This window comes from Phytomonospora endophytica, from assembly GCF_014202425.1.
Lineage (GTDB): Bacteria > Actinomycetota > Actinomycetes > Mycobacteriales > Micromonosporaceae > Phytomonospora > Phytomonospora endophytica.
Map to the genome: position 1 here is coordinate 143,417 of NZ_JACHGT010000010.1, position 20,502 is coordinate 163,918.

Consider the following 20,502-nt stretch of genomic DNA (forward strand, 5'->3'; position numbering starts at 1 on the left):
GGGGCCGCATGCGTGGAGCGCCCCAGTGGAGCGAAAGGTGGCGAGAGCCTACTTAGGGCGTCAAGGCGGGCGAATGGGGCCAATGGAGCCTCATCGCCGCAACGGCCGCCGACCCTCAAGGCCGGCGGCCGTCCATCGCTACTCCCAGTACTCCACCAGCGGCTCATCCTCGCCGTGAAGAACGTTCCCCCACGGCACGCCCAGGATCATCCCGGGCCTGGCGGCGGACACGTACAGGTGCGTCGAACCGCCGTTGACATGTTGCGTCCCGACGGAGGTGTCGGACGGGATCCCGTACCACCCCGGCCGCGCCCACGCGGCTCCGGCGAGCGGCACCCCGAAGACGTGGATCGCGTCGGGCGAGCCGACCTCGCCGTCCCGGTACTCGCCTTCGCTGCCGACGGTGTGCACGACGGTCCCGTACGAACTGGTGACGGCGTCGACCGTCGATCCGAACCGGTCGCCTTCCTCGGCGACCCCGGGCACGTAGTGCGAGTTCTGGTTGATCGACACGCGCTGCGTCCAGTTCGGGGACGGGTCGGCGTAGGGATCGTCGATGAGGAAGGCGTGCACGGTCCCGGCGTTGTACACCGCGCCGAGGTCCTCGTAGGGGACGCCGACGGTGAGGTCGTACGGCGCGCTCTCCCCACCTCCCTCCGATGCCAGCGACACCGACCAGCCGAAGCGGTCGCCCTTCTCCGCCACTCCGCTGACCCGGGGGCGGTTCTGGTCCATGACGAGCAGTGAGCGCGGTCGCGGCCAGTCGGCGACCGGTGTCCCGGCACGTCGAAGGGTGAACAACTGCACGATCCCGGCTTCGGCGACGGAGCCGAGCGACTCGTAGGGGACGCCCACGGCGAGGACGTCGCGGTGCGTCGTCAGGGAGAACCCGAAGCGGTCGCCCTTCTCCTGGGCGCCCGGCACACCGGGCGTGTCCTGATGCAGGACGGTGACCCGTCCGTCGCCGAGAACGTAGACCGATCCACTGTCGACGGCGTGGTGGTCCTCGCCGGGGGAACCGATGGCGAGGGCGTCGAAGCCCTCACCGAGTTCGCCTCCCGCGAGCGACCAGCCGAACTGGTCGCCGGACTCGGCGGCACCCGGCATGCCGGGCGAGTCCTGATTGAGGACGTACCCGGACAGCGAGAGCCCGTCGGGACCGCCGGGGAAGACGGTGACCTGACCGGCGTCGGCGGCGTCGCCGAGATCCTCGCCCGGCGTGCCGACGACGAGGTCGGGGTATTCGTCGCCCGGCCCGTACCAGGTCGCGACCGACTCTCCGAAGTGGTCGTAGTCCTCGGAGGTGTCCGGGACGCCGGGACCGTCCTGTTCGATGTAGAGCGAACCCAGTCCGCCGCCGTAGATGACGAGGACGGCACCGGGGCTGGGCACGCCCTCACCGTCGAGGTTCAGGGGTATTCCGGTGACGACGTCGGGATGGCCGTCGAGGTTGAAGTCCGCACCCGCGGAAATGGGGTGGTGGTCGAGGGCCGAGGCCACCGGCCGGTGGGCTGGGGCCGGCGCCGCCACGAGCGCGGTGGCGACGAGGCCGGCCACGGTTAAGAGGTGCATGGCGTCTCCCGTGATCGGGACGAATGGTGCGGTGGCGGCCGCCCGACCTCGGACGGCCGCCGTTTCGACTCACACGCTGTGGACGACCAGCGGCGAGTGCTGCCCGTAGAGGACGTTCTCCCACGGCACACCGAGGATCCGGGTGGAGTCCGGTGCGGCGATTCGCAGGGTCTCCGGCCCGCCTTCCAGGTGAACCGTGCTGAGGGTCTCGCCACCGGGCACGGTGTACTTCCCCGCGCGCACCCACGCGGCCCCGCCGCCGTGGAGCTGGCGGCTGAACACGTGGATCGCTGGGACCGTGCCGATGTCGGCGTCGGTGCCCTCGCCGGCGCTGGCGACGGTGAGGGCGGTGGTGCCCCAGACGGTGGTGAACGCGTCGACGGTCGAGCCGAAACGGTCGCCCGTCTCGACCTTCCCGGGCACGCCCGTCGAACCCTGGTTGACCGCCATGTGCTCCGACCAGGCCGGGCTGGAGTCGGCGTAGGGATCTTCGAGCTCGTACTCGTGGACGCCTCCGGCGTTGGCGACCGAGCCGATGTCCTCGTCGGGGACGCCGACGGCGAAGTCGTAGTCGGTGCTCTCGCCGCCCTCCTCGGAGGCGATGGACACCGACATGCCGAAGTGGTCCCCGGTCTCGGGCACCCCGGCGACGCCGGACATGCTCTGGTCGAGGTTCACGACCGGCTGCGGCTTGGGCCAGTCGGTGTTGGGCGTCGCCGACCGCCGGACCGTGAAGACCTGGACGAGACCCGCCCCCGCGACCGACCCGATCGACTCGTAGGGGACGCCGACGACGAGCACGTCGCGCAGGATCGACACCGACCAGCCGAAGCGGTCGCCCTTCTCCTGCGTTCCGGGGATGCCCGCGGTGTCCTGGCTGAACACCTTGATCCGCTCGTTGCCGATCAGGTAGACCGACCCGGCGTCGACGGCGTTGTCGTCCTCGCCCGGCGCGCCGATCGCGAGGGTCCCGTAGCGGTACCCGCCGCCGCCGATGTTGCCCGACAGCGACCAGCCGAACATGTCCCCGGCCTCGGCGACGCCCGGCATGCCGCCGGAGTCCTGGTCATAGGTGTAACCGTCGAGGAAGATGCCCCCGGCGTGACCTTGGAACACATGGATCATGCCCGCGCCGGCCTTGTCGCCGACCGACTCGCCGGGCACGCCGACGACGAGGTTCGGATAGTTGTCATAGGGCGAGTACCAGGCCGTGACGGACTGACCGAAACGGTCGCCCGCCTCGGCCTCGTCGGGTACGCCCTCGGTGTTCTGGGTGATGAGGAAGGACCCTTCGCCGCCGCCGAGGATCACCTGGACCGCACCGGCGGCGGCCTGGCCGTCGACGGTGTAGTCGGGCAGGCCCGTGACGACGTCTTCGAATCCGTCGAGGTTGAAGTCGGCACCGGCCGCCGTGGGCGCGGGGTCGGCCGCCGAGAACGACGCCGACGCCGGAGGCGCCACCAACGCGGTGGCGACCAGTCCGGCGACGGCGATGGAAGTGAAACCACGCATGACGTCTCCCCGTGTCGTGGCCATCTTGTGTTAACCACATCACGTTCGGTGGCCCTTTCGGGTTGCACGGCGAAATCCCCGCTCAGCGGGTGCGTGCGAGACCAAGATCGCCCAGGCCTAGGATCGGTGACCGCGACTCCCCGGCGGACCCCGGACCGACCGCCCACCGCGTGAGCCGCGCAGCGAACCCCAGCACGTTCCGGCAACGGCGGCGGATCGGCAGACCCCTTGGATCGAAGGACGTGTCCTGTGACCCTGCCCGAGAACGCGGAGTCGCGACAGACCGGCTGGCGACGACTGCTCATCGCCGTCGGCGTCACGGTCGCCGCGATGACCCCGGTCTTCATGACCAGCGCCCAGTCGGCGGCGATCGAGAGCCGCCTGCACCTGTCCGCGGGCCTGTTCGGCCTCGCGCTGGCCTGCTTCTTCGGCGCGACCGCCATCGCCTCACCCGTGGCGCGACGGCTGGCGGTGCGCCTCCCGGTACCCGCGGCGCTCGCCTCGGTCAGCGCCCTGTCGGCGGCCTGCCTGATCGGGCTGGCCCGCTGCGACTCCGGCTGGCAGCTCATGGCGCTCCTCGCGGTCGCCGGCTGCGGCAACTCCCTCACCCAGCCCGTCGCGGCCCGCATCATCGGCAGCGACATCGCCGCCGGACGCCTGTCCCTGGCAGCCGGACTCGTCGGCGCCGCCCTGGGCGCCGCCCCGTTCATGCCCGGCCTGCTGGTGAGCACCGTCGGCGTCCCCTACGGCTCCCGCGCCGCCTACACCGTCGCCGCCGCGCTCGTCGCCGCCACCACGCTGCTCGCCTTCGCGACCCGGCGGTCCACCACCACGGTGATTCACGACCCCGGTTCCCCACGCGCCGGTGCCGCACCCGCCAAGCCCGTGCCCGGCGCCTCCCACGCCGCCATGGCCTGGACCGTCGCCGCCGCCATCGGCTCCATCGGATCCAGCGTCTGCGCCAACTTCTTCGTTCAGATCGGGACCGTCTCCGGCCTGTCGACCACACTCGCCGGAACCCTGCTCACCGTCGCCAGCGTCCTCGCCGTCGCCGTCCGCATCGGCTCCGGCGCACTCGCCGACCGTTCGCCGGCCCGCAACCCCCTCGCGGTCGCCGCGATGATGGTCACCGGAGCCGCCGGGCTAGCCGTCATCACCTTCGACACCCCGCTCGCCTTCGGCGTCGGTGCGCTCCTGGCCGTGGCGGGAGGCTGGGGCTGGACGGGTCTGCTGCTCGCCTCCACGATGCGGATCCTGCCCGGGCAGGGCGCCCGCGCCGGCGCCATCATGCAGGCCGGTCTGTTCACCGGCACCGCCGTCGCGCCGCCCACGTTCGGGTTCGTGTCGGCGCAGATCGGCGTACCGGCCACGGTCGGCGTCGCCGCCGTGGCGAGCCTGGCGGCCGCCGCCCTCGTCGGCTACGGCTTCGCCAAGCTGCGCGGCGAGCGCGTGCGTCCCTCGCTCACCTCCGTCTAGAGTTCCGGCGCCTGGTCAGCTCACGCCTGCGGCACCGGGAACGCCACCGGACTCCGCAGTCCCCGCGCGTTGACCGCCCGCACGCCGAAGAACACGTTGTCCTTGCTCATCGCGATCCGGGCCGAGCTCGCGTCGCCCACGGCGATGGCGTGCGTCCAGTCGGGGGCGGTGGTCTCACGCCAGACGACCTCGTAGCCGGTGATGTCGGGCTCCGGGCCGCGGTTCCACGTGAGGTCGGTGTCGTTGGTGAGACGGGCGGTGAGGATCTTCGCGCCGGTCGGCGTGCCCGGCGCGTTGGCCAGCGACCAGACGGCGGCGAGGTTGGTGCGGGCGACGCGGGCGATGTACTCGAAGTCGCAGAACCGCGGCAGGTCCCCGTACTGCTTCCCGCCTTCGACCCGCACGTCCTGGTGCTGGTGGGCGAAGTCCTCGGCCGGTTCGGTGAAACGCGCGGCCGGGTAACCCTGCTCCAGGTAACCGATGTGGTCGCTGCCGCGCAGGTACCGGTCGCGCCGCCAGATGATCCTCGGCCGGGCGCCGCTCGGCCCGAGATCGGTGACGCCGTCGACGAAGCGGCCGAGCTGGCGCGAGGACGAGTCGTTCTCGCCGCCGACCGAGCGGCGCACACCGGCCTCCTCGGGCGTCTCGGCGGTCGGGACGCCCTCGACGAACAACCGCACGGTCCGCGGGTCGCGTTTCCCGTCCTCGGCGGTGGGACTGCCGACGATGTCGTTGCTGAACATGCCCTGCACATCCACGCCCGCCGCCTTGTACTGCGCGGCCTGGTACCGCGACCCGTACAGTCCCTGCTCCTCGCCCGCGACGGCGGTGAACACGATCGTCGCGTCGGGCTCGTGCTCGGCGAGGATCCGGGCCAGCTCCATCGCGACGGCGACGCCGGAAGCGTCGTCGTCGGCTCCGGGCGCGTCGTCGGTGTGGTTCATGACGTCGGTGACGCGGGAGTCGTAGTGGCCGGAGACGACGTAGGTGCGGTTCGGCGTGACGGTGCCGGGCAGCGTCGCGACGACGTTGGTGATCACGGTCGGGGTCGGGATTCTGGGCGCGGGCGGCTGGAGGTACGACTGGAGCGTCACCCGCAGACGGCCGCCGTGGCCGCGCAGCTCCCCGGCGATCCAGTCGCGGGCCGCGCCGATGCCGCGGACGGGATCGTCCTGCGCCGACAGCGTGTGCCGGGTGCCGAAGGCCACGAGACGCCGGACGGTCGCCTCGATGCGCGCGGGATCGACCCGCTTGAGGAGCCGTCGCAGTTCGGGGCCGGGCCGGGTGCCGTTGGCGGTGGCGGCGCCGGGCAGGAGGAACGCGCCGCCGGCGGCCGCGAGGGCCCCGGTCAGTAACGTCCGCCGGGCCGGGCCGGAAGTCGAGTCCGTCATGGACCTTTCCTACCGCTTCGGCCCCGCCTTGTCCACGGCCCTCAGGCCTCCCACTCGCCGAGCCCGAGGGCGGCGATGCGCTCGGGGTCGGCGAGCACGTCGATGGTGGCGACCTTTCCGGCCACGATGGTGAAGGACATGACCGACATGGTCTTCCCCTGCGGCGCCACGACCACGCCGGGCATGCCGTTGATCGTCGCGGGCCACACGTGCGGCACGAAACGCTGCCACATCGAGGCCTGGGAGGCGATCGTGTGCGCACCTCGCAGGATCATCGACAGGGCGGGCATACCGGTGCCGCCGTCGGCACGGAGCACGACGTCGGGGTCGAGGAGGGAGACCAGGGCCTCGAAGTCGCCATCGCGGGAGGCGGCGTAGAACGCGTCGACGATCTCGCGCTGCCGGGCGGCGTCGGCGTCGGGCGGGGGAGCGGCCTCGTGCACACGGCGGCGGGCACGGCTGGCGAGCTGCCTGGTCGCGGTCGTGGACCGGCCGACGATGGGCGCGATGTCGTCGAAGGGCACGGCGAACATGTCGTGCAGTACGAAGGACAGCCGCTCGGCCGGGCCGAGGGTGTCGAGGACGACGAGCATGGCCAGGCCGACCGAGTCGGACTGGAGCGCCTCCTCCTCGGGCGTCGGCGCGGTCCCGGCGCGGCGGACGATCGGATCGGGCATGTGCACGCCCGTGGACTGCTCGGGGTGCGCCTTGCGCGTCCGCAGGATGTTCAGGCAGACGCGGGCGACGACCGTGGTGAGCCACGCCGCGAGGTTCTGGATCTCGGCGAGCTCGCTGCGGCTGAGGCGCAGCCAGGCGTCCTGGACGGCGTCGTCGGCCTCGGCGAGCGAGCCGAGCATGCGGTAGGCGACCGCACGCAGGTGGGAACGGTGCGACTCGAACCGTTCCGCCAGCTGATCGTGCTCGCTCATGCGCGCCTCCATCGATGTCTCCCGGTCAATCATTCTGCCGGGCGTGAGCCGCGCGAAAAGGTGTGCGCGGGGGAGTGGGCTGAGGCACAGGGCCGTACAGCGCTGCCGGTATGCCTTCGGGGACATGACGTCATGACGATTCCGATCTTGGCCAGGACGACGCCCGTCCGATAGCGTCGTCGCCGGGAACCGTAGTCGACAGGAGCGCGGGACATGGAATTACCGATCGGGTACCTGGTGGGCGTGGCGATCGTCGCCTGGTGCGCCTTCTTCGCCGTCATCGCACCACGACGGCCCCGGCCGCTGGCGGGCATGACCTTCTGGTTCGGCATGGTCGTCAACGAGGTGCCCTTCCACGCCGCCTACCTCCTGATCGCCTCGACGGCGCTCGCCGCCGCGGAGGGAGACCTGGGGTCCGCGGGGGGCAAGGCGAGCGCCGCGGTCGCCGCCCTGGTCCTCGGGGCGCTCGCCGTGGTCGCCTGGCGGGGTGTGCGTTCGGATCGCGCGGTCGCGCGGGCGCTCAGCGAAGGGCTGGGCACCGGCTGGCGGGACGAGGTGACGGTGCCGTTGCGACGCCACCGGCCCTGGCTGCACATCCTGCTGCTGCCGGCGCGCATGCGGCGCCGCGACGTGGAGCGGATCGCGAACATCCGCTACGGCGACGCCGGCCGCCGGAATCTTCTCGACGTCTATCGCCGCCGGGACGCTCCGAGCGGCGCGCCGGTCCTGGTGTACTTCCACGGTGGCCAATACCGTGGCGGCGCCAAGAACCGCGAGGCACGGCCGCTGCTGTACCGGCTGGCGAGTCAAGGGTGGGTGTGCGTCAGCGCCAACTACCGCTTGTCTCCTCAGACGACCTTCCCCGGCCACCAGATCGACGCGAAGAAGGTCATCGCGTGGGTCCGCGAGCACGGTGGTGAGTACGGCGCCGACCCGTCGCGGCTGTTCGTGGCGGGCAGTTCGGCCGGTTCCAACATGGCGGGTCTGTGCGCGCTGACGCCGAACGATCCGCGGTTCCAGCCGGGCTTCGAGTCGGTCGACACCTCCGTGACCGGCGCGGTGTGCCTCTACGGCTACTACGGTCACTACTTCGGCGAGGCGCCGGACACGGCTCCGCCGCCGATGCAGCCGCAGGGATACGTTCGTCCCGACGCTCCGGCGTTCTTCATCGCCCACGGGACCTACGACCCGCTCGGCACCGTCGAAGGCGCGCGGGACTTCACCGCGCGGCTGCGCGGCGTTTCGAGCGGCCCCGTCGTCTACGCCGAGCTTCCCGGAGGGCAGCACGCCTTCGACGTCTTCCATTCGGCACGCTTCGAAGCGGTGGTCGACGGAGTCGAGGCGTTCACGGCCTGGGTGCTCGCGGAGTCGCGAACCACTGCCGACACGGTTTCCGGCGGGAGCGCCTGAGCGACGCTCGTCGCGGTACCGGCGAACGGCGACTCGCGGGGACCGGGCCCGCACGACACCGCGACTCTGTGACGCCGTGCCACGAGATCCAGCCGATCAACGGCGGAGTCTCCAGCACGGCCTTGCACAGCGCTCGGGCGACGGTGCCGGGGCTTCGACTGCCCGGTGCGCTCGCGGTGTCGCCCTGCCCGGTTCCTAGGTGGGCGTGGCGAGCACGGCTTCGCGCAGGGCGCTCGCCGCCGCGGCGTGCGCGCCGAGGAGCACCGGGTCGCCGTCGACGACGGTGACCTCCACCCGCGTGCGGTAGGTCGTGCGGTGCAGGGCGGTCGTGACGGCCTCGCGCAGGGCTTCGCCTCCGGCGCGGCCGATCTCGCCGGCGAGGACGACGAGGGCGGGGTCGACCACGGCGATGACCGCCGTGAGGGCGAGGAGGACGCGTTCGGCGAGGACCGTGAGGAACTCGGTGTCGCCGTGCGCCTCGGCGACGGCACGGGCCGCGTCGGCCGCGGGGTGGCCGTGGGCGGCGGCGAGGGCGGCGATCGCGGGCCCTCCGATGAGGTCCTGGAGGTCGCCGGTGGCGGCGCCGGGCGGCCCGACCGGAAGGTACCCGATCTCCCCGGCGGCGCCCGTCGCTCCGCGCAGGAGCGTGCCCCCGAGTTCGATGCCGAGCCCGACGCCGCGGGTGCCCAGCCACAGCAGCGCGAAGCCGTCGTCGCCGGTGTCGCGGTGCTCGCGCTCGGCGAGGGCGGCGAGGTTGACGTCGTTGCCGACGGCGACGGTCGTGCCCAGCCGCTCGGTGAGATCCCCGGCCAGGCCGGGGCGGCCGAAGCCGGGCACGTCGATGTTGGAGACGGTGTCGGTGTGCGGGTCGTAGGCGCCCGGGACGGCCAGCTGGACGCCGCGCAGGTCGCCGGTGGTGATCCCGGCGGCCGCGCAGGCGGCCGCGACGGCTTCGGCGACAGGCCCGGTGACGTCGCCGCCGAAGACGGCGGTCCGCTCGGTGCGGGCGCGGGTGCGGCCGGTGAGGTCGAGGATGGCCACGTCGAGCCGGTCGGGTTCGCCGACGGCGACCGCGGCGGCGTAGGCGGCGTCCGGGTTGACGGCGTAGCGGTCGGCGCGTGGGCCGAAACCGCCCTGCGTGCGGCCGGCGACACCGACGAGGCCGGCCTCCTCCAGCCGCCGGATGACCTCCGAGGCGGTCGGTTTCGACAGGCCGGTGAGGGTCACCAGGTCGCCGCGCGTGAGCGTGCCGCGCTCAAGCAGATGCCCGAGCGCGGCACGTTCGTTCAGCGTGCGCAGTAGACGGGAGGAGCCGGCCGGGCGGTTCGCGGTCATCGCGCGCCGGGCCCTTCGCCCACTACCGGGGCGGGGCGGCACCCGATCCCATGCCTGTCAGGCCGTTTCGTTCGCCGCCGCCGAACCGGTGCCGATGGTGTCATCGTCCGGAGCGTATCCGGTCGCGCAACCAGACCCCGGCGGGCTTGAGCCGTGTGGTTCCGGCGTAGGGCCCGTTCGGGCAGGTGCCGGGCTTGAAGGCGGCGCCGGAGCGGCCGTCGTCGGAGAAGTTCCAGCTGGTCCAGCTGATCTTCTTGGCGGCCATCAGGTCGATGTACTTCTGCGACATGGTGAAGTCGTTGGCGCCGTCGCCGGTGTACTCCTGGGTGCCGAACTCGGTGACGAACATCGGGATCCGGTCGGCGGCCCGGGAGAGGGCGTTGAGGTACTCGGTGCGGTGCGACTTGGCGTAGAAGTGGAAGGTGTACATGATGTTCGACGCGTTGACCGGGTTGTTGACCACCTCGGTCTCGCCGGCCCCGTCGGACACCCCGAGCGAGGACCAGGCGCGGGTGCCGAGCAGGACCACGGCCTTGGGGTCCTGCGCGCGGATCACCGGGATGATCTGCTCGTGATAGCTCTTGATGCGCGACCAGGAGACGCCGCTGGGTTCGTTGGCGACCTCGTAGAGCAGGTTGTCCTTGTTCTTGTGCCGGGAGGCGATCTCGGTGAAGAAGGTCTTGGCCCGCGCCAGGTTGTAGTGCGGATCGCCGGGGTCGAGCATGTGCCAGTCGACGACGATGTACAGCCCGCGCGCGGTGGCCTGCTCGATGAGCGAGTGGACCAGGTCGGTGAAGTAGCGGGGATCGGTCTCGTAACCGTCCTCCTGGATGTACATCGACAGGCGGACCACGTCGGCCTTCCAGTCGCCGGCGAGCGCGTCGAGGGACGAGCCGTTGACGCACTGCTCGAACCACTGGAGACCGTGGGTGCTCATGCCGCGCAGCTGGACCTGCTGACCGGAGGAGTCGCAGAGCCGGACGCCGCAGACCTTCAGGCGGCCCCACTTGGACAGGGGAGTGACGGCTTCCGTGCCGATGCCGGGCGCGGGCGGGCCGGCCGTCTCGGGCGCGGCGGTGGCCGCGCTCGTGCCGGTGAGTAAGAGCGCCGCTGAGAGGAGGGCGACGAGCGCGTGCCGGACGCGCGCGGCCCCGCGGGGACGTTCCATTGCTGCTCCTTCCACTGTGGACGGCCACGCCCACAATAGACAGTTAGGCTAACTAACTCCGGTCAGCGTACTGATGGGCGCACTGTGGGTCAAGAGGTCCACGATGATCCATTTCGGACCTTTCCGTGCCACCGGCCCGATTCCGGCGATCGGCGAGCGGGAACGGCGGACGGGCTGCCCGGCGCTCCCGCGCGCGAACGGCGGCGTCGTGCGTCATGGGCGCGGCGGATGGCCTGCCCGGCGACCGGCGCGGGAACGGCTGGTGGACCGTGGTGGTGTCGATGAGCCGGCACCCCCGGCGCTCCGCGCGTGGCAACGGCCGGGCCCCGTCGGCGCACGTCCTCATCCCCTCGGCGCTGCGCGCGGGGGAACCGCCGAACGCGGCCCCCTCGCCGAGCGCGAGGCATCCTGGACTCATGGCCCCACGTGAGCACGAGATCGCGGCACCATGGCGGCGCACCGGCATGCGGCGCTTCCTCTTCGCCGCGAGGATGGACGGCGTGTGGTGGGTACTGCGCATCAACGGCTTCCCCGACCATCCCCTGTGGACGCTCTTCGTCGACGGGAGGCCGCGCCTCGACCTCGACGGCACACCCGCGGCCTGGGAGCTCAAGGAGGCTCCGGCCCTCGATGAGGAGGCCGCACGGGAGGCGGTGGCACCGGTCGGCGCCTTCGTCGTCTACGGCAGCGAGGTCGGGCGCCCCTGCGACGACCCGGTCTGCTGCGAGGTGTGAACGCGGGCGCGCGGACGGCCCGGAGGCCGCCCGCGCGCCGACCCGCCCCGGGTCAGTGCGAGCTCAGCTCCGGAAGCGCCGTGAACGCCGGATCGACCACGGCCGAGGGCGCGATCCGCGCGGCCCAGCGGCGCGCCCGCGACAGCGGATGGTCGGGGAACTGCGCGTCGAAACCGGCGTCGTCACTGCGAAGCAGGGGAAGACGCGTCCGCAGCTCACGGTCGTAGGGGTGCGGCAGACGGAAGTCGGCGGGGTTGCCCAGCCGGACCGACAGGATCGCCTCGCGCATCCCGGTGGTGCCCCTCTCGGCGCCCTGGAAGATGAGCTGGGCGTAACGCGTGGCCTTGGTCAGCGTGAAGATGGACAGGTACACCAGCCCGCTCGGCGCGTTCGGCAGCGGCACCTTCACCAGCTGGTAGACCGCCCGCGCGCCGCCGAAGGGGACCAGTTCGGCCTCGATGAGGCAGCCCGCGCCGGCGAACATCCGCGCGAAGCCCCGCCGCAGGCTAGCCACGTCGGACATCCAGGCCGCCTCGAACGGCGGCCCCTCGTTGACCTGGAGGCTGACGACGTCGCCGGTCGACGGGTCGTACCAGCTCTCCCCGTCGTCCTCGGGTCGCATTCCGGAACTGTCGAAGACGATCGCCATGCTCTGGCGGTGCTGCTGAGTGGACATGGGAGCTCTCCCGGGTGGGTCGGTTCAGGCGGGCCGGAGCAGGCCCAGGTCGGTGAACATCTCGCGGCACCAGGACAGCGCCGCCGGCAGGCTGATCCACTGCGGATCGTCGGGCGCCAGGTGCGGGAAGACATAGGGGTCGGCCGTCTCGCCCGGCAGGTCCCCGGGCAGCGAGGACAGCGGGCGACCGTAGTGCGCGTCGCGCACGGTCCGCGCGACGACCGGGTCCTGCCCGTCCCAGACCGAGAACCACAGCCGCCGCAGCATCGCCGGATGCGCCACCGCGAAGATCAGCCGCCCCACGTCGAGGCGCTCACCGGCGCTGATGACCCGCGCGACGGCGGACGCGCGGATGTCGCGGGCGGGACCGACCATCGTCGCGTAACCCGACCAGATCTCCACGCCGTGCCCGGCGGCGATGATGGCCGCGCACAACGCGGCCAGCGCCAGCCCGCGGTTGCGGACCTGCTCGTGCGGCGTCGTGTGCTCATAGCTGCCGGTGATCAGGAAACTGACGACCCGCCCGCGCCGCGACACCCGTCGCGGGACGGCGTCGACCATGCACTCGGGCACCCCCGAGAGATAGGCGCCGACGTCGACCTCCGCGCCGGTCACGTCCCACACCGGCTCCAGTGAGGTCACCGAACTACCCAGTCCGGCGCGTTCGCGCAGCGCGCCGACGGTCACCTCGACCTCGGTCAGCGGCACGGTCCAGCCGTCGACGGCCAGGCGCAGCGCCTCCTCCCACGTCGCGCCGGCCCACTCGTCATTGCGATCCCGGCCCCCGCCACCGTCGACGGTGGCGGGCGAACGCACCCGGTCGAGGAACTCCGTCCACGACGGCATCGGATCCAGGACGTAGGCGCTCACCGTCTGCCCCGGGGCTTCGGGTCGTTGAGGCCGAGCGCCGCCCGGTGCGCCTCGGACAGACCGCGCGTCACCCGCCACCGCAGCGCCTGCTGGAGACTCGCGCCGGCTTCCAGGAGCTTCGCGCCGTCGATGCTCGCGCGCGGCGAGAAGGTCAGCGGCAGCCGCTTCTCGGCGGTGAGGGCCCGCAGCCTCCGCACCTCCGACAGCAGCTCGCGCACCTCGTCCCTGCGGGACGGAGCGCTCGCCATCGCCAGCCGGTGCTCCAGGACCGGGTCGACGGGCACGTCGAGCACGGTGAACCGGTCGAGCGTGGCGGCGTCGAGCGCCTGCCGCCCGACGTACTGGTGATCCCCACCGGTTCCGTAGGTGTTGGCCGTGGCGACCAGCCGGAAGTCCTCGTGCGCGTCGACCATCCCGTCGGCGAACGCGCAGGCCCCCAGCGCGAGGGCCTGGTTGAGTTCGCCGAGCAGGCCCGGATGGCCGTTGTCGAGCTCGTCGAGGAGCATGACGCCGCCGTGCTCGAAGGCGTGCCGGAACGGCGTGCCGTGGTAGTTGCCGTGTGCGTCGAAGTATCCGAAGACCTTGCTCATCGGCGTCGTCGGGCCGAGCGACAACGCCTGGAAGGACAGGCCGAGCGCCTCGGCGGCGTGCTTGGCCAGCATCGACTTGCCCGTCCCGGCGGGACCGACGAGCAGGACATGACAGCGGGCGTACAGCGCGACCAGCAGGTCGGGCAGTTTCTCGTGCGCGTCGCCCGAGAGGGTGACCGTCCCGCGCGCGGGCAAGGTCACGTTCACCACCGGCGGCTCGGCCCGTTCGAGCGCGCGGCCCACCTCGTCGCGCACCATCGTCGATATCGTCGGCGTGACGTCGAGGAGCGCCGCCATCGCCGCGTCGGAGGCCAGCCGCCGCACGTCCTGCTCATGCCGGGAGAGCCGGTTGTCGACGCTGTTGAGGACGGTGCGCACGGCCGCGTCGATGTTCGGGCCGTTCCCGCCGGTCCCGCGACGCGCCTCGGCGACGGCGTCCCGCACGGCCTTCGGCAGGTCGCGCTCGATGGCCGCGCGCACGGCCTCACCGACCGACGGCCCGATCTTGCGGCGGTACACGGAGTTGGCGGTGCGCGTGGCGATGATCTCCACCTCGGACCTGACACTGGCGCGCATGCGGCCTCCCCTCGACGACGGTCCGCGGCAACGGTATGGCCGGTGAGCGGGGAGGGGTCCCGACGCGCGTCGATACGCTGGGAGACGACCGAATCGACGGGAGGAGCAGGACAGTGGCGCTCAAGGAATTCCTGCCGCGGGCGATCGCGCCGTCCAGTCGCCGGCTGGCCGACGGGGTGCCGTCGGCGCCGCCGGGGACGATGTTCGCGCGTGCCGACGCGGGCGGCTACGCCGTGCCGCTGCGCAAGTTCACCCTCCACTTCGGACGTGAGCGCGGCGAGGTGCACGTGCCGATCGGTGTCAACGATCCCTCGGTCAGCCGCCTGCACGGTGTGCTCACCTGCGACGGCAGTGAATGGTGGATCCGTAACACCGGGCGCCTGCCGATCGAGATCCCCGGCGAACCGATGCTGCTGTCGGGCCACGAGTCACCCATCAAGTCGGGCTACACGCCGATGCTCATCACCTCCCGGCGCCGGCCCGCGCATCTCCTGGAGATCCACCTCGTCGGCTACGGACGCGGTGACAGCCACGAGGAGCCGCACGCCGAGACCCGCCCGCCGGAGGTCTACGACCTCAGGCTCCCCGAGCGGCTCGTGCTGGCCTCGCTGGCGCAGCGTTACCTGCGCGGGGAACGGCATCCGCAGCCGGTGACCTGGCGCCAGGTCGCCGACGACCTCAACGCGCTTCCCGACGGGCGCAGCTGGTCGGCGAAGTCGGTGGAGCACATCGTGAGCCAGTTGCGCGAGCGGCTCGCGTCGGGTCGCGACCCGATCCCGGGCATCCTGCGCGGGGAGGTCGGCGAGCCCGTCGGCAACGTCCTCAACCACAACCTGATCCAGGCCCTGCTGCGGACCTCGACGCTGATCCCGGAGGACCTCAAGCTGATCGACGACGAGCCCGTCTAGCGGCGGTCGGGCGGGACCAGCGAGAAGTTCGTGACGAAGGACGTGCCGTCCTTGGGCGGCTTCGGCAGTGTGGCCCGGTGTGCGTCCACGCGTTCGGACTCCTTGCGCCGCCCGGCGGCCAGCAGCAGTTCGCGCTGGAGGGTGAGAGCGCCGTGCAGGACGGCGAGCGCGCGCGGGTCGGTGGCGCTGAGTTCCTCGGCCTCGGCGGCGACCTCCCGCGCGAGGAGCAGCGCCGGCTCCAGCCCGCGCAGGACCGAGGCGCAGGACACGCGGTTCATTCGGGTCAGCGCGATCTCGTAGCGGTAGGTCCTCCCGTCGGTGAGCCGCTCGAAGATGGTCTCGGCCTCGTCGATGGCGGCGTCGGCGGCCACGAAGTCCTCCAGCATGACCAGATCCTGGGCGAGGTGCCCGAGTGCGATGGCGAGGTCGGGATTCATCTGCGGGTCGACCGCGGAGAGCCCCCGGTAGATCTCGACGGCCTCCCGATCGAGTTTGAGGGCATCGTTCCAGCGCTGTTCGGCGGTGCACGTGACGGCCAGGTTGGTCAGCCGCTGTGCCCGGTCGTGCGAGTCGATGCTCTCGTCGGGATCGCTGTCGGCGCCGGTGAACAGGGCGAGGTTGTTGCGGGCGACGCGCAGGGCGTTCTCGTGCCGGCCGGGGTTGCGTTCGTGGAGTTCCTCGATGATGCGCGCGGCCTCCCTGGTCGCGGCCTCGGCCTCGTCGCGCAACCCGGCTTCGAAGCAGATCGTGCCGAGGTTGATCAGCAGGTGTGAGCGGACCCCGATCACGTCGGGGCCGTCCCCGGCCTCCTGCACGCGGGCGAGCGCGCCGCGCAGGAGCTTCATCGCCTCGGGGTAGGCGCCTTCCTTGCGCAGGCTGACACCCAGCCCGATCGCGGCCTGCGCGGAGGCCAGGAGGGTGCTGAAGGACTGTGCCGGGACGTCGCGCATGTGGTCGGTGAGCGCCTGCCCGGCCTGTTTGGCCTCGGCGTGCCGGTCGAGTCTGCCGAGGATCACGGCCTTGTTGGCCAGGATTTCGAGGAACACCGGATGGTCGCGGCCGCCGGGGAGGCGCGTCAGCAGCGTTTCGGCCAGAGCGACCGAGGCGAGCGCGTCGTCATGTCGCCGGAGTTCGTTGAGGACGAGTCCCCGGGCGTGGCAGGCGTGGACGTGGGAGTAGGTGTACTCGTTCGGGCGGATGCCGGACAGGCGCCGGAAGAGGTCGGCGGCGATGTCGAGGTCGCGGAGGGCCTGACCGTGCTGGCCGACGGAGGTGCGACGCAGCCCGCGGCGGGTGTGCAGCCGGGCCTGGAGAACGGGGTCCGTCTCGCCGGCGAGCCGGTCGCCGACCAGCCGTTCGACGAGCTGCCACGCCCCGATGTCCATGCCGGAGTCGGCGCCCGAGGGGAGGTGCTCGGAGACCAGTTCAAGGGTCTCCTCGTCGATGTCGGTCATGGCGGCGAGGTTTTCCAGAGTGACGCCGCCGGCGGCGACGGCGAGGCCGGGATCCCCGCGGAGGAGCTCGTCGAGGAGCGGGACGAGGTGGGGCCAGCGGAGCGCGGCCGAGGTGAGGGCGGTCAGTGTCCGCGCGGTGTGCGCGGGCGCGGGCCCGTCTTGACGCGCGAGCAGTTTCGCCGGCGCCGATTCGGCCCAGCCGTTGACCGGGAAGGTCCGCACCCGGTGTCCGGGGGTCAGCAGGGCGATGAAGTCCTCGGCGAGGCGGTCGGGGTAGAGCGGTTCGAGGTACTGCCGCGCGTCCTCGGCGGGATAGCAGTAGCGGTGGTCGGCGAGCACCTGCTGCGCGTGCTCCATCTCGACGCTGTCGAGCAGGCCGACGCCTGCCTCGAAGCCGGGCGCGGGGCCGGCGAGGGCGGCGACGAACACCGCCTGGGCGAGTTCGCGATCCCCGCTGCGGTAGTCGATGCGGCCTTGCGCCCCGGCGTGGCGGAGTTCGCGCCAGGCGCCCATCTCGCGGCGCAGCAGGAAGGCCGCGACCTCGTCGACCTCGTCGGGCGCGCGGTCGGCGCCGGTGGCGAGGACGCCGGCGAGCGCTCGCATGTGGACGGCCAGGACCGTCTCGTACGAACGGTGGCCGAGTCCCCGCGGTGCTTCGCCCGACGGTGGTGGAGCGGCCAGCGCGCGGGCGAAGGCCGCCGAGGCGTCGGCGTAGAGACGGGGGCGGTCGTGCTCGTCGACGAGGGGGAGCAAGGGGAGGTCGTGGGCTGGCAACTCCTGACCGAGGGTGCCCAGCAGCGGCCACCAGAAGGCGACCGAGCGGGCCAGCAGGAGGATCCGGATGCGTGCGGGCGAGCGCATGGCGTGCAGGCACAGGGCTTTGAGGGCGTCGTGCGGCCAGCGGTCGGCGTAGTCGACGAGGATCAGCTCGTCTTGTTCCAGTCCGTCCAATGTGGAGCGTGAGCCTTCGGGGGCGAGCGCCGATTCGGGGTGCGCCCGCCAGACCCGCCAGCCCGGGGAGGCCGAGGCGAAGCGCGCGGCGAGGCGGCTCTTGCCCTGACCGCCGGCGGCGTGGACGAGGAAGAGCGACAGGCGGTCGGTGCCGTCGCGCCAGCGGGTCAGCCGCCGGTTCTCCTCGCCGCGTCCGTGGAACGGGACGACGGCGTGGGCGGCGTTGAGGAGCCGGCTCGGCTGCTGCGCCCAGTCGGCGGGCGGGCTGTCCTCCGCGAAGGCCGAAAGGAAGAACGATCCGGCAGTGTAGTGGTAATTGACGTCGCCGTAAAGCGGCGCGTTGACGGTTCCGCCGTCATGGGCGTTGTTGTTGACGGTCGGCAAGCGGCTCCAATCTTCGGCAACGGTGCCGGATCCCGATCGGCCCGGCAAGATCCATTTTCGGCGCGATGCGAAACGATGGCGCCTTCCGGGCAACGGTATCGCCGAATACCGTCCGATTCCGCTGCCACAAGAGGTGTTGCCGGGTTGTCCATTGCCTGACAAGATCACTCGATTTCGTATTCGTGCAGGTCAACGGTCAACGACGGGCTCCTTTGTAGAGGGTGCACATTGGTCGGTGCTGGCTATACTCAGATTCCCTCAGCCCCCATCGCCCCTGGAGCTGCCATGGAATTCGCGGCCGAAGACGAGCGGACCGACGTGCCCGAAGATCCGCTTTCCGGCAAGGAGGATCAGTCCGCCGAGTCCGCCGAGTCCGCCGAGTCCGCCGAATCGGCCGGACTCGCCGCCGTCGAGGCATTGCGGACCGAGCTGGCCGCGCACAATGTGCGCGCGGCGGCCCGCGAGGAACTCGTGGTGAAGCTCCACGAGGAGGTCCAGCGGCTGCGGACGGGGGAGCGGGCGGCCCTGCTGCGCCCGGTGATCGTCGACCTCGGACGGCTGCGCAACAACCTGCTCCGGCAGGCCGACGGGTCCCCCGCGGACATCGCCGCGCTGTTCGCGGGCTTCGCCGACGACGTGACCTTCGCCCTGGAACGCGTCGGCGCCGAACCCCTCTCACCGGCCGTGGGCGGCTCGGTCATCCCGGGCGCGCACCGCGTGGTCGGCGTCGTCGGCACCGAGGACGGCGCCGCCGACGGGACCGTCGCCGCCGTCGACGCCGACGGATACCTCGACACCGTCGAGGACAAGGTCGTGCTGCCGGCGTTGGTGCGGGCGCACCGCGCGGTCGTGACGGTCGCCCCCGCCGAGACCTACGGCGAACCCACAGTGGAGGACGGGCAGTGAGCGAGAAGATCTTCTTCGGCATCGACCTGGGGACAACGAACTCGGTGATCTCCTTCATCGACCAGGCGGGCCTCCCGACGGTCGTGCCGAACCAGGACGCTGACGGCGACATCACGCCCTCGGTGGTCTTCATCGAGGAGAACGGCTCACCCGTCGTCGGGCAGGCCGCCAAGGACGTCGCGCCCCTCTATCCCGACCGGGTGGTCACGCTCGTGAAGCGCGAGATGGGCCGCGAGCGCGAGTGGACCATCGGCGGTCAGTCCTTCACCCCGGAGTCGCTGTCGGCGATCATCCTCCGCCGGCTCGGCGCCAACGCCGAGGCCCACTGCGGGCAGGAGGTGAAGAACGTCGTGGTCACCGTCCCGGCCTACTTCGGGATGCTCGAACGCGGTGCCACGCGGGACGCCGGGCGCATCGCGGGTTTCGACAACATCGGCATCGTCCCCGAACCGGTCGCCGCGGCCCTCCACTACGACGTCGTCGCCGACGCCGACGGCAAGACGATCCTCGTCTACGACCTCGGCGGCGGCACCTTCGACACCACCGTCATCGCCATCGAGTCGGGCTCCATCGAGGTCCTGTGCACCGACGGTGACTCACAGCTCGGCGGCGCCGACTGGGACGAGCGCCTCGCCGCGCTGATCCTGCGGCGCTTCAAGGCGGAGGCCGAACTCGGCGACGAGGATCCCGAGGACAACGAGCACTTCATGCGCGAGCTGCTCACCATGGCCGAGGACGTCAAGAAGGGCCTCTCGCGCGCCCAGTCGCGGCCCGTCGCGCCCCGCCTCGGTCAGATCGGCGCGCGTTTCGACGTCACCCGCGAGGAGTTCGAGGAGGCGACCGCCGATCTCCTCGACGCCACCATCGACTGCACCCGCCGGACCATGGCCTACCTCGCCGAACACCACCCGGGGCGGGCGATCGACGAGGTCCTCCTCGTCGGCGGGGCGACCCGCATGCCCGCCGTCGCCGACCGGCTGGAGACCGAACTGGAACAGCGCCCCCGCCTCCACGACCCCGACCTCGCCGTGGCCAAGGGCGCCGCCCGCTACGCCCTCGGGCAGGCCGTCTGGGACTGGGGCGGTGAGGCGAGCGCCGAACCCACGACCGAGCGCATCGCCGCGCGCGCCGAGGAACTGGAGGCCTCCACCGGCATCTCGGCGGCCACCATTCGCGACATCGCCGGGAAACGCGTGATCACCGTGCTCCCCAAGGCCTTCGGCGTCCGCCTCGTCGACACCGAGAAGCCGGGCTGGATGGACGACGTGGACGGCGCCTCCTACATCGAGCACCTCGTCCACGCCAACGACGCGCTGCCCTCCGGCCCGCACCTGCGGGAACTCGGCACCGTCGTCGACGGGCAGACCCAGATCGAGATCGAGCTCTACGAGCAGGCCGGCGCGGTCGAGAAGCCCGACCTGGCCTACAACAACGCCATCGACCACGACTCGGGCCTGGTCACCGGCATCCCGCCCGGCCCGGCCGGCACCCCGATCAACATCTCCATGCGCATCGACGAGGAGGGGCTGCTGTCCCTCACCGCCACCGAACCACAAACCGGGACCGAGCTGACCATCAACGTCCGCATCAAGATCCTCGACGACGCCCAGGTGGAGGCCGCCCGCCGCCAGATCACCGCCCTGACCGTCAAGGGTTGACC

General features: G+C 71.8%; 16 protein-coding genes. 6 read left to right on the top strand and 10 right to left on the bottom strand.

What is annotated here, in order from left to right:
- Nucleotides 1-138 precede the first annotated feature (138 nt).
- Together HNR73_RS23075 and HNR73_RS23080 are read right to left on the bottom strand one after the other, a co-directional pair.
- Nucleotides 139-1,572, bottom strand: a complete 1,434-nt coding sequence (locus HNR73_RS23075) for an integrin alpha (RefSeq protein WP_184789676.1) — start codon at nucleotides 1,570-1,572, stop codon at nucleotides 139-141.
- Nucleotides 1,573-1,641: 69 nt separating this feature from the next.
- Entirely contained in the window at nucleotides 1,642-3,084 is a 1,443-nt protein-coding gene (locus HNR73_RS23080) for an FG-GAP repeat protein (protein WP_184789677.1), read from the bottom strand.
- Between the two features lie 249 nt (nucleotides 3,085-3,333).
- Here HNR73_RS23080 and HNR73_RS23085 point away from each other — a divergent pair, with 249 nt between their 5' ends.
- Nucleotides 3,334-4,560, top strand: a complete 1,227-nt coding sequence (locus HNR73_RS23085; protein WP_184789678.1) for an MFS transporter — start codon at nucleotides 3,334-3,336, stop codon at nucleotides 4,558-4,560.
- A 20-nt stretch (nucleotides 4,561-4,580) separates the two neighbouring features.
- Here HNR73_RS23085 and HNR73_RS23090 read toward each other — a convergent pair whose 3' ends face one another.
- Together HNR73_RS23090 and sigJ are read right to left on the bottom strand one after the other, a co-directional pair.
- The gene (locus tag HNR73_RS23090) at nucleotides 4,581-5,951 is read right to left on the bottom strand and encodes a M20/M25/M40 family metallo-hydrolase (RefSeq protein ID WP_184789679.1); all 1,371 of its coding nucleotides are present in this window, start codon (nucleotides 5,949-5,951) and stop codon (nucleotides 4,581-4,583) included.
- A gap of 41 nt (nucleotides 5,952-5,992) precedes the next feature.
- A complete protein-coding gene (gene sigJ / locus HNR73_RS23095; RefSeq protein ID WP_184789680.1) occupies nucleotides 5,993-6,880 on the bottom strand; it encodes an RNA polymerase sigma factor SigJ in 888 nt (295 codons plus the stop codon).
- A gap of 213 nt (nucleotides 6,881-7,093) precedes the next feature.
- On the opposite strand from sigJ, the gene HNR73_RS23100 reads away from it, so the two are divergent.
- A complete protein-coding gene (locus HNR73_RS23100) occupies nucleotides 7,094-8,290 on the top strand; it encodes an alpha/beta hydrolase (RefSeq protein WP_184789681.1) in 1,197 nt (398 codons plus the stop codon).
- Between the two features lie 195 nt (nucleotides 8,291-8,485).
- Here HNR73_RS23100 and HNR73_RS23105 read toward each other — a convergent pair whose 3' ends face one another.
- Nucleotides 8,486-9,625, bottom strand: a complete 1,140-nt coding sequence (locus tag HNR73_RS23105; RefSeq protein WP_184789682.1) for an ROK family transcriptional regulator — start codon at nucleotides 9,623-9,625, stop codon at nucleotides 8,486-8,488.
- Between the two features lie 100 nt (nucleotides 9,626-9,725).
- Complete coding sequence (locus HNR73_RS23110) at nucleotides 9,726-10,793, bottom strand: glycoside hydrolase family 5 protein (protein WP_184789683.1); 1,068 nt, start codon at nucleotides 10,791-10,793, stop codon at nucleotides 9,726-9,728.
- Nucleotides 10,794-11,209: 416 nt separating this feature from the next.
- On the opposite strand from HNR73_RS23110, the gene HNR73_RS23115 reads away from it, so the two are divergent.
- Nucleotides 11,210-11,527, top strand: a complete 318-nt coding sequence (locus HNR73_RS23115) for a hypothetical protein (RefSeq protein WP_184789684.1) — start codon at nucleotides 11,210-11,212, stop codon at nucleotides 11,525-11,527.
- Nucleotides 11,528-11,579: 52 nt separating this feature from the next.
- On the opposite strand, the gene HNR73_RS23120 is transcribed toward HNR73_RS23115, so the two are convergent.
- The 3 genes from HNR73_RS23120 to HNR73_RS23130 are packed head-to-tail and all read right to left on the bottom strand — an operon-like array spanning nucleotide 11,580 to nucleotide 14,239.
- Entirely contained in the window at nucleotides 11,580-12,203 is a 624-nt protein-coding gene (locus HNR73_RS23120; protein ID WP_184789685.1) for a hypothetical protein, read from the bottom strand.
- A 24-nt stretch (nucleotides 12,204-12,227) separates the two neighbouring features.
- The gene (locus HNR73_RS23125) at nucleotides 12,228-13,073 is read right to left on the bottom strand and encodes a DUF7192 family protein (protein WP_203686473.1); all 846 of its coding nucleotides are present in this window, start codon (nucleotides 13,071-13,073) and stop codon (nucleotides 12,228-12,230) included.
- Nucleotides 13,070-14,239 (bottom strand): AAA family ATPase, encoded by a 1,170-nt coding sequence (locus HNR73_RS23130; protein WP_184789686.1) that lies wholly within the window; start codon nucleotides 14,237-14,239, stop codon nucleotides 13,070-13,072. Before HNR73_RS23130 ends, HNR73_RS23125 begins: the two co-directional genes overlap by 4 nt.
- Nucleotides 14,240-14,352: 113 nt before the next feature.
- On the opposite strand from HNR73_RS23130, the gene HNR73_RS23135 reads away from it, so the two are divergent.
- Nucleotides 14,353-15,147: an FHA domain-containing protein gene (locus HNR73_RS23135; RefSeq protein WP_203686472.1), complete on the top strand. Its 795-nt coding sequence runs from the start codon at nucleotides 14,353-14,355 to the stop codon at nucleotides 15,145-15,147.
- On the opposite strand, the gene HNR73_RS23140 is transcribed toward HNR73_RS23135, so the two are convergent.
- The gene (locus HNR73_RS23140) at nucleotides 15,144-17,936 is read right to left on the bottom strand and encodes a tetratricopeptide repeat protein (protein WP_184789687.1); all 2,793 of its coding nucleotides are present in this window, start codon (nucleotides 17,934-17,936) and stop codon (nucleotides 15,144-15,146) included. The two genes, HNR73_RS23135 and HNR73_RS23140, sit on opposite strands and share 4 nt — an antisense overlap.
- 285 nt (nucleotides 17,937-18,221) lie before the next feature.
- Here HNR73_RS23140 and HNR73_RS23145 point away from each other — a divergent pair, with 285 nt between their 5' ends.
- Both HNR73_RS23145 and HNR73_RS40825 read left to right on the top strand, forming a co-directional pair.
- Nucleotides 18,222-18,842: a nucleotide exchange factor GrpE gene (locus tag HNR73_RS23145; RefSeq protein WP_184789688.1), complete on the top strand. Its 621-nt coding sequence runs from the start codon at nucleotides 18,222-18,224 to the stop codon at nucleotides 18,840-18,842.
- Nucleotides 18,839-20,500, top strand: a complete 1,662-nt coding sequence (locus HNR73_RS40825) for an Hsp70 family protein (protein ID WP_184789689.1) — start codon at nucleotides 18,839-18,841, stop codon at nucleotides 20,498-20,500. The genes HNR73_RS23145 and HNR73_RS40825 overlap by 4 nt, the downstream gene beginning before the upstream one ends.
- The last annotated feature ends 2 nt before the right edge of the window (nucleotides 20,501-20,502 follow it).

What these genes read in the sequence shown, in the direction of transcription:
- HNR73_RS23075 (WP_184789676.1), bottom strand. Translation starts at nt 1,572, where the DNA reads ATGCACCTCTTAACCGTGGCCGGCCTCGTCGCCACCGCGCTCGTGGCG.
- sigJ (WP_184789680.1), bottom strand. Translation starts at nt 6,880, where the DNA reads ATGAGCGAGCACGATCAGCTGGCGGAACGGTTCGAGTCGCACCGTTCC.
- HNR73_RS23115 (WP_184789684.1), top strand. Translation starts at nt 11,210, where the DNA reads ATGGCCCCACGTGAGCACGAGATCGCGGCACCATGGCGGCGCACCGGC.
- HNR73_RS23090 (WP_184789679.1), bottom strand. Translation starts at nt 5,951, where the DNA reads ATGACGGACTCGACTTCCGGCCCGGCCCGGCGGACGTTACTGACCGGG.
- HNR73_RS23145 (WP_184789688.1), top strand. Translation starts at nt 18,222, where the DNA reads ATGGAATTCGCGGCCGAAGACGAGCGGACCGACGTGCCCGAAGATCCG.
- HNR73_RS23130 (WP_184789686.1), bottom strand. Translation starts at nt 14,239, where the DNA reads ATGCGCGCCAGTGTCAGGTCCGAGGTGGAGATCATCGCCACGCGCACC.
- HNR73_RS23080 (WP_184789677.1), bottom strand. Translation starts at nt 3,084, where the DNA reads ATGCGTGGTTTCACTTCCATCGCCGTCGCCGGACTGGTCGCCACCGCG.
- HNR73_RS23105 (WP_184789682.1), bottom strand. Translation starts at nt 9,625, where the DNA reads ATGACCGCGAACCGCCCGGCCGGCTCCTCCCGTCTACTGCGCACGCTG.
- HNR73_RS23100 (WP_184789681.1), top strand. Translation starts at nt 7,094, where the DNA reads ATGGAATTACCGATCGGGTACCTGGTGGGCGTGGCGATCGTCGCCTGG.
- HNR73_RS23110 (WP_184789683.1), bottom strand. Translation starts at nt 10,793, where the DNA reads ATGGAACGTCCCCGCGGGGCCGCGCGCGTCCGGCACGCGCTCGTCGCC.
- HNR73_RS23120 (WP_184789685.1), bottom strand. Translation starts at nt 12,203, where the DNA reads ATGTCCACTCAGCAGCACCGCCAGAGCATGGCGATCGTCTTCGACAGT.